Source organism: Agrobacterium albertimagni AOL15 (assembly GCF_000300855.1).
GTDB lineage: Bacteria > Pseudomonadota > Alphaproteobacteria > Rhizobiales > Rhizobiaceae > Allorhizobium > Allorhizobium albertimagni.
Genome location: NZ_ALJF01000013.1, coordinates 560,962 through 567,938 on the forward strand (window position 1 = coordinate 560,962; position 6,977 = coordinate 567,938).

Annotated in this window: 8 protein-coding genes and 2 tRNA genes; 6 read left to right on the plus strand and 4 right to left on the minus strand. The window is 60.9% G+C overall.

Annotation, left to right across the window (positions count from 1 at the left end; translation table 11 throughout):
- Positions 1-105 precede the first annotated feature (105 nt).
- Positions 106-297, minus strand: coding sequence for a hypothetical protein (locus QWE_RS18400; RefSeq protein ID WP_006727680.1), 192 nt, complete (start codon positions 295-297; stop codon positions 106-108).
- A 113-nt stretch (positions 298-410) separates the two neighbouring features.
- On the opposite strand from QWE_RS18400, the gene QWE_RS18405 reads away from it, so the two are divergent.
- The 3 genes from QWE_RS18405 to QWE_RS18420 all read left to right on the plus strand — a co-directional run bounded on the left by QWE_RS18405 (position 411) and on the right by QWE_RS18420 (position 3,178).
- A complete protein-coding gene (locus QWE_RS18405; protein ID WP_006727681.1) occupies positions 411-767 on the plus strand; it encodes an Arc family DNA-binding protein in 357 nt (118 codons plus the stop codon).
- Between the two features lies 1 nt (position 768).
- Positions 769-2,013, plus strand: a complete 1,245-nt coding sequence (locus QWE_RS18410; protein WP_006727682.1) for a tyrosine-type recombinase/integrase — start codon at positions 769-771, stop codon at positions 2,011-2,013.
- A gap of 190 nt (positions 2,014-2,203) precedes the next feature.
- Positions 2,204-3,178 (plus strand): MliC family protein, encoded by a 975-nt coding sequence (locus tag QWE_RS18420; protein ID WP_006727683.1) that lies wholly within the window; start codon positions 2,204-2,206, stop codon positions 3,176-3,178.
- Positions 3,179-3,202: 24 nt separating this feature from the next.
- Here QWE_RS18420 and QWE_RS18425 read toward each other — a convergent pair whose 3' ends face one another.
- Genes QWE_RS18425 through rlmB form a run of 3 tightly spaced genes read right to left on the minus strand, consistent with a single transcriptional unit; the run spans position 3,203 to position 6,127 of the window.
- Positions 3,203-4,417, minus strand: coding sequence for a glycosyltransferase family protein (locus tag QWE_RS18425; protein WP_006727684.1), 1,215 nt, complete (start codon positions 4,415-4,417; stop codon positions 3,203-3,205).
- A gap of 37 nt (positions 4,418-4,454) precedes the next feature.
- On the minus strand, positions 4,455-5,246 hold the full coding sequence (locus QWE_RS18430; protein ID WP_006727685.1) for an HAD-IIB family hydrolase: 792 nt from the start codon (positions 5,244-5,246) through the stop codon (positions 4,455-4,457).
- Positions 5,246-6,127, minus strand: a complete 882-nt coding sequence (gene rlmB, locus QWE_RS18435) for a 23S rRNA (guanosine(2251)-2'-O)-methyltransferase RlmB (protein ID WP_006727686.1) — start codon at positions 6,125-6,127, stop codon at positions 5,246-5,248. The genes QWE_RS18430 and rlmB overlap by 1 nt, the downstream gene beginning before the upstream one ends.
- Positions 6,128-6,345: 218 nt before the next feature.
- Here rlmB and QWE_RS18440 point away from each other — a divergent pair.
- The 3 genes from QWE_RS18440 to QWE_RS18450 all read left to right on the plus strand — a co-directional run.
- A tRNA-Tyr gene (locus QWE_RS18440) sits at positions 6,346-6,430 on the plus strand.
- Between the two features lie 21 nt (positions 6,431-6,451).
- A tRNA-Gly gene (locus tag QWE_RS18445) sits at positions 6,452-6,525 on the plus strand.
- Between the two features lie 224 nt (positions 6,526-6,749).
- On the plus strand, positions 6,750-6,977 hold a 228-nt coding region (locus QWE_RS18450), incomplete at its 3' end, for a GTP-binding protein (RefSeq protein WP_006727687.1).

Here is a 6,977-nt window from a genome sequence, read left to right on the forward strand (position 1 = left end):
TCTCGCGGGCACCACGCCCACGTCAGTTGTTTTCCATCCAGTTCATCTCCGGGAATGTTGAGGTTTGGTCGTCTCGGTAAACGGTAGGCTAGCCCGCCGGGATGTTCAGGCGGCTGCTTCTTTCATGAAGAACTCGATCAGCGCGCGACGGCTGGCGACGTAGCGCTGGCCCACTTGGCGCACGGGCGGCAAATGGCCGGCCTGGATCATGTGATAGGTTTGCTGGTAGGTGCGCCCGATCTCCTTCCCGATCGGCCCCACGCCCCAAATCAGGTCCAGTTCCTTTGCTTCGGTCATGTGATTTCCTTTGCTGATTTCGAGTGGTTTATGGTTGTATAAATTACGGTGATTTTATTGCCTGTCAATCAAAATAGAATTACGGTGATTTCAAAAATGTGGGACAACTGCGAATGATACAGACCAAGAAAGCCGGCCGGGGCTCCGATCAATTCCCGCTGCGGCTGCCCGATGGCATGAGAGACACGATCAAGGCCGCTGCCGATGTCAGCGGCAGATCCATGAACGTCGAGATCATCAGCCGCCTGGAGGCCAGCCTTTCGAACGCAAAGCTGGAAGACCCCGAGCGCCGGGACTACGAGCGGCGCATCAGGGTGTTGCTAGACAACGAAGCCCGGATGAAAGACCACTTCAAGGACGCGCTGAACGCGCTGGCGCGCGGCGATGCCGAGAGGGCCCAACAGATCCTCACGCCGTTGACTTGGTATGACCGGCAGGCCGCTGAAGACAGCAGCAACGGAGTGGGCTGATATGGCGGTTTCGAAGCGCGAATGGGTGACGCCCAAGGGTGAGACGAAATCAGCTTGGGTCGTCCGCTACACCGATGCGGCCGGAAAGCGGCGGCTCAAGACATTCAGGCTGAAGAAGGACGCGGACGCCTTCGCGGCAACGGCCTCGGTCGAGATTAAGCAAGGAACCCACGTTGCCGACCGGGAGACGGTCACAGTCGAAGCCGCTGGCAGGCTATGGATCGCCTCGACGCGCGCCGCTGGTCTGGAGCGGTCGTCGATCGAAGACTATGAGCGGACGCTGCGGCTGCACATCGTGCCCTTCCTCGGCAATCTACGTCTGAACGCCCTGACAACGGTTCGGCTCCGGGCCTATGAGGACGAACTCAGAGAAGCCGGGCGCTCAGCCTCGATGATCAAGCGCGTCATGACATCCCTCGGCACGATGCTCGCCGATGCGCAAGAGCGCGGGCTTGTGGTTCGCAACGCCGCGCGGGAAATGCAGTCCAGGCGCGGCAGCAAGGTGGATCGCCAGCAGAAGCGCCAGAAGGGCAAGCTGAAAGTCGGGGTCGACATTCCCACAAGCGATGAGGTGAGGGCGCTGATCTCGGCAGCCGATGGCCGGTGGCGTCCGTTGATCCTCACGGCTGCCTTTGCCGGGCTCCGGGCGAGCGAGCTTCGCGGCCTGCGCTGGCAGGACATCGATTTTGACCGGCGCGAAATCCGGGTGCATCAGCGCGCCGACAGGTTCAATGACATCGGCAATCCCAAGTCAGTATCGGGCGAACGGGCGGTGCCGGTGCCGCCGATCGTGATCAATACGCTCAGAGAATGGAAACTGGCCTGCCCACGCCGCCACAGCGGCAAATTGGATCCAGATGGGAAGCCGGTGATGGTCCTCGATCTGGTCTTTCCCAACGGCGCGGGCAAGGTCGATAACCTGAACAACATGCTGAAGCGTGGTCTGCACCCGCTATGGGTAAAAGCCGGCGTGACGGTCGAGAGCGGAGAGACTGACGAGAAAGGACGGCCGGTGCTCGTGTCGAAGTACTCGGGCCTTCACTGCCTCCGGCATTGGGCCGCTTCCTTCATGATCAACCGGCGCGAAGATGGCGGCTTGGGTCTGCCTCCGAAGATCGTTCAGGAGCGGCTAGGCCACTCCACAATCGCGCTCACGATGGACCTCTATTCGCACCTGTTCCCGAAGGATGACGACGGCTCAGAACTGGCGAACGCCGCGGATATGGTCCTGGGTGCCGCGACATGAGCGCGACATGGGCGCGACAAGGATAGCCAGAAGCCTTGATTTGCAGAACGTGATGCATGATTTGTAATCAGGGGGTCGCGGGTTCGAACCCTGCCGGGGGCACCACTTCTCAACACATCTCGTCGTTTTTCCCATTGTCCTGACAGGCACTTCTTTGGCATGGTCTCGGCCGACAGCCGATGGAGACCCGATGCGCGAGACGTTTCATGCCGGCCTGGCTTTGGCCGCCACTGCCCTGTTTCTACTGCCGGCCGAGAGCCGGGCTGCCGACATCAAATATGCGTGTGAAGACGGCACGACCCTGACCGTTGCCTTCAGCGAAGCGCAAGCCGAGGTCACGATCCCGGACGGTTCGAAAGTCTCTCTGCCGCAGCAACCGGCGGCAAGCGGCTTCTGGTATTCGAATGGCCGCTACGAATTGCGCGGCAAGGGCGAGGAATTGCAGTTTGCCATCGGCCGCATGGCGCCGGTCACCTGCCGCAATGCCGGCGAGGTGACGGGGCAGTTCGATCGTGCCACACGCGCCGAGGTCGAGCTTGCCGAAAAGGATACCGGCTTCGACATGAAGGGCAAGCTCACCTGCCTGCGCTATCCCAACTTTACCCTGAAGGAACTCGATCTTGGCGAAAAGGGTGCCGCCGGCCTCTACATCGCTTCGTCCGAAGGCCCCTGCCAGCTCAACCCGACGCTCGACCGCAAGATTGAGGACGACACGGCCGGCTATCTCTGGGGTGCGGTTGGCCCTTACGCCTTTTTCCGCGGTGCCGACGGCTTGAATGGCGGCCTGCCATTCATGGTCTATGACGCCCGCACGGGTGAGCGACTGTTACAGGACCTGATTGCCGGCGAGTTTGCCGCTCTTTCCCTTGTTGGAGAGGAGCTTACGCTCCGCTATCGCCGCACCTTTGCCGCCAGTTGTTCCTTGCTGGCGGCTCCGGAGAGCTGTGCTGCGACCATCCGGCAGGAGCTCGGCCTTGTTGCCGATCGTCCGATGCCCGATTGTCGCGCCGCCTATCAGCCGGCGATCGATGCCGAGGCCGACGCAGCCAAGGAGATAGAAGCTTGGCCAAGCGTCATCGACTATCCGGTCGAGCGCAAGCTTTCGGCATCCGGCACGTCCTTCGTTGCCGTCGATGGCGATCTCACCTGCCGTCCTTCCATGTGAAAGACGGCAGCGTGGACTTAGCGCTTAGTCGTTGGCATCGAGGCGGACGGCATCCTGTATGTCGCGCAACAGGTCCGGCAGAGCGGCCTGCACGCGGTTCCAGCTTGGCATGAAGGGCGTGGCATTCGGATTGTCGAGATAGACCTGACCCGCCTCGATCAGGTTTGCCGCAAAGAGCTCGACGGCCTGTTCCTCGCGATGCCGGTCGGTGGTCAGCCCGTTCATCCGGGCATCGTGGTAATAGGTTTCCACCAGGTCGAGGGCTGTCCTGTAGTAGGTGGCCTTCAGCGTCCGGAAGGAGTCATTGCCGAACACGACGCCGTCTGTCGCGAGCTTGCGATAGAGCGCCTTGGTGATGTCGATCGACATGCGTGACAGGCCCTTGGCCGCATCCTCGGGCGAGAGCGGCTGATGCTTGTGGTCATAGGCGTCGGCAATGTCGACCTGGCAGATCGACTGGGTGGAGTAGTTGCGCCACATTTCCGAGAGAACGCCGATTTCCAGTCCCCAGTCGGAAGGGATGCGGATGTCCGAGAGGATCTGGGTCTGCATGGCGAACTCGCCGGCGAGCGGATAGCGGAACGCCTTGAGGAAGTCGATATAGGGGTGGTGGCCGATCACCTTTTCGAGGCTGAGCAGCAGCGGCGTCACAAGCAGTCGCGTCACGCGGCCGTTGAGCGACCGGTCGGCGATGCGCGGATAATAGCCCTTGGAAAAGACGTAAGGGAAACGCGGATGGGCGACGGGGTAGACAAGCCGCGCCAGCATGTCGCGCGAATAGGTGACGATATCGCAGTCGTGCAGGGCAACGACGCCGGCTTGCCGAGCAGCGAGCACATAGCCCATGCAGAACCAGACATTCCGCCCCTTGCCAGGCTGGTCGGGCGAAAGGGCCTCTGCCTTCAGCTTCTCGTCGACGGCGCGCAGCCGAGGCCCGTCATGCCAGAGGATCGTATGCTTCTGCGGCAGCCGCGAGAAATATTGCTTCGCGTGCCGGAATTGCTCTTGGTCGGCCTGGTCGAGACCGATGACGATCTCGGAGATATAGGGCGCCTGCGACAGCTCGGAGACGATATGTTCGAGGGCAGGGGCTTCGAGTTCGGAATAGAGCGATGGCAGGATCAGCGTGATCGGCCGTGAGGCGGAAAAGACGGTGAGCTCTTTCTCCATCCGTTCCAGCGATCGTTCCCTGAGATTGTGCAGGGTGGCGACAACGCCGTTCTGATGAAAATCCGCCATGTCTAATCCTTTCGTGATCAAGTCGGTTGCGGCCGACTCAGAGAAACCCCGTGGCAACGAGTTGATGGATCATGATGTTCCAGCCCTTAGGGCCCGATTGTTCCGAGCGCAAAATAGCACCCTCTCTCTCCCGTTGCGTGACGGGCAGGGGGCTGTGGGCCGGGTTGGCGATGATGATGCCGCAATCGGAAGCTTCCAGCATCGCAAGATCGTTCGGCGCATCACCAAGCGCGACAGTGCGCACCGTCTCGAGTGCGTTGCGCTGATAATGCGCGACGACCTCTGCCATGCGCGCGGCCTTGGAAGTCTTGGGCATGAGCGTAAAGAAGCGCCCGCCCTGGACAGCGGTGAAACCATGCGCCTCGAGCAGCGCAATAAACGCCTGCCTTTGTGCCTCGGTGCCGGTGAAGCGCCCCGGCTCGGAAAAGCGCCGTTGGCGAGCACGTTCGGCGGCGGGCAGTGGCAGCCCCGTCTCGGAGGCGACCCGCGCAACGTCCCAGTCGCCAAAGCCTTCGAAGCAGGCGGAAAGCTCTTTAGGTAATTCCCTAAGAAGATCCCGCAAGCGACTGTAAGGACTCACCGAACGTATGCCGGTATCCTCGATATCCGCGCCAAGACCCACGACGCCCGCGCCGTTCTCGACGATCATTGGATAGCCAATACCGATCGCTTCGGCGATCGGTCGCATTTCTGCTTCTGTCTTGCTGCTGGCAAGAATGACGGGAATGCCGCGTGACGCCAGAAGATCAAGCGCCGGCCGCGCCGCCTCGAAGGAATAGCTGTCGTGATCGAGCAGCGTTCCGTCGAGATCGGTGAAGACGAGCTTCATCAGCCCTTGGCCGCCAGATGCTGGCGCGAGGCATAGAGCGCAATCGCAGCCGCATTGGAGACGTTCAGCGACTTGATGGCGCCGGGCATGTCGAGGCGGGCGAGGGCGGATACGGTTTCCCGCGTCTTCTGCCGCAGGCCCTTGCCCTCGGAGCCGAGCACCAGGGCGATCCGGTCACCGTTGAGCGCCTTTTCCATGGGGGCCGGTCCCTCCGAATCGAGTCCAACCGAGAAGAAGCCGAGCTTGTGCAACTCGCCCAGCGCATCCGAAAGGTTGGTGACCTGGATATAGGGGATCAGTTCCAGCGCGCCCGAGGCCGACTTCGCCAGCACGCCCGATTCCGTCGGGCTGTGTCGCTGCGTGGTGATGACGGCACCCGCATTGAAGGCGACCGCGGATCGCATGATCGCGCCGACATTATGCGGGTCAGTCACCTGATCGAGCACCAGGATCAGCGGGCTGTCTTTCAGCGCTTCCAGACGGCGGACGGGCAGCGGACGGGTTTCCAGCATCACGCCCTGATGGATCGCTTCGGGACCGAGGATCTTGTCCAGATCCTGTGGTGTCACCGTTTCGAAGGGGATGCCGAGGTTTTCCACAGAGGAGATCTCGAGCCTGACGAGTGCGTTCTGCGTCGCCGAAAGCTTGATCAGCTTGCGCTCGGGATTGTCGAGGGCAGCGCGCACGGTATGCAGACCGTAAAGCAGAACCTGCTCTGGCGCGAGCTTCGGCGGCGTCCAGTCGGCATTGCTCTTGCGCGGCTTTTGCGGCCCCGGCGTCGGGATTTCGCCCCGTTCACGCTTGGCATCGCGCATCTGGCGGCGCAGCGTTGCATAATGGGTGTCGCGGGCGGTTTTTTCGGTTTTAGGATCTTTGGCCATGCGCTCTTATAGCGGCGGGCAGGGGGCGGGCATAGACCCAGGCAGAAAATCCCCTGTGCGTCCGGGGATGTGTCTGGCCTCTGAAACTTTTCGGAATTTTTCGTCAAACTTCGTGTTGACATGAGCCGGTTGGGCCGTCATATACCCGCCGCAGATCAGGGGGCGACGCACTCTGGTCTGGACTAGAAAGCTTGGTCGCCAGATCCGGACGAAAGAATGGAGAGATGCCCGAGTGGTTAAAGGGGACGGACTGTAAATCCGTTGGCTCAGCCTACGTTGGTTCAAATCCAACTCTCTCCACCATTCGTCCTCGGATCTGAAAATGCGGGTATAGCTCAATGGTAGAGCAGCAGCCTTCCAAGCTGAATACACGGGTTCGATTCCCGTTACCCGCTCCAGACACCTTCCGATCCTAACATCTGAATTTCAAACGGTATTCCGCTGCAGCATTGCCTTGCGTGAAGTGCTTTGCGCGGCGTCAGGATTCGGCTGTGGAAACCGTGGATTTCGGCCTCCGGGAGGCTTGTCATTTAACGCTTGCGCATTGCGCATGAAAGCCTTAAACGGCGGGACCAAACCGGTTCGCCGGGGCAACCCCGTTTCGTTCACAGGAAGCATTCAAATGGCAAAGAGTAAGTTTGAGCGCAACAAGCCGCACGTCAACATCGGCACGATCGGCCACGTCGACCACGGCAAGACGTCTCTGACGGCTGCGATCACCAAGTATTTCGGTGAGTTCAAGGCCTATGACCAGATCGACGCCGCTCCGGAAGAAAAGGCGCGCGGCATCACCATCTCGACGGCGCACGTCGAGTATGAGACGCCGAACCGCCACTACGCACACGTCGAA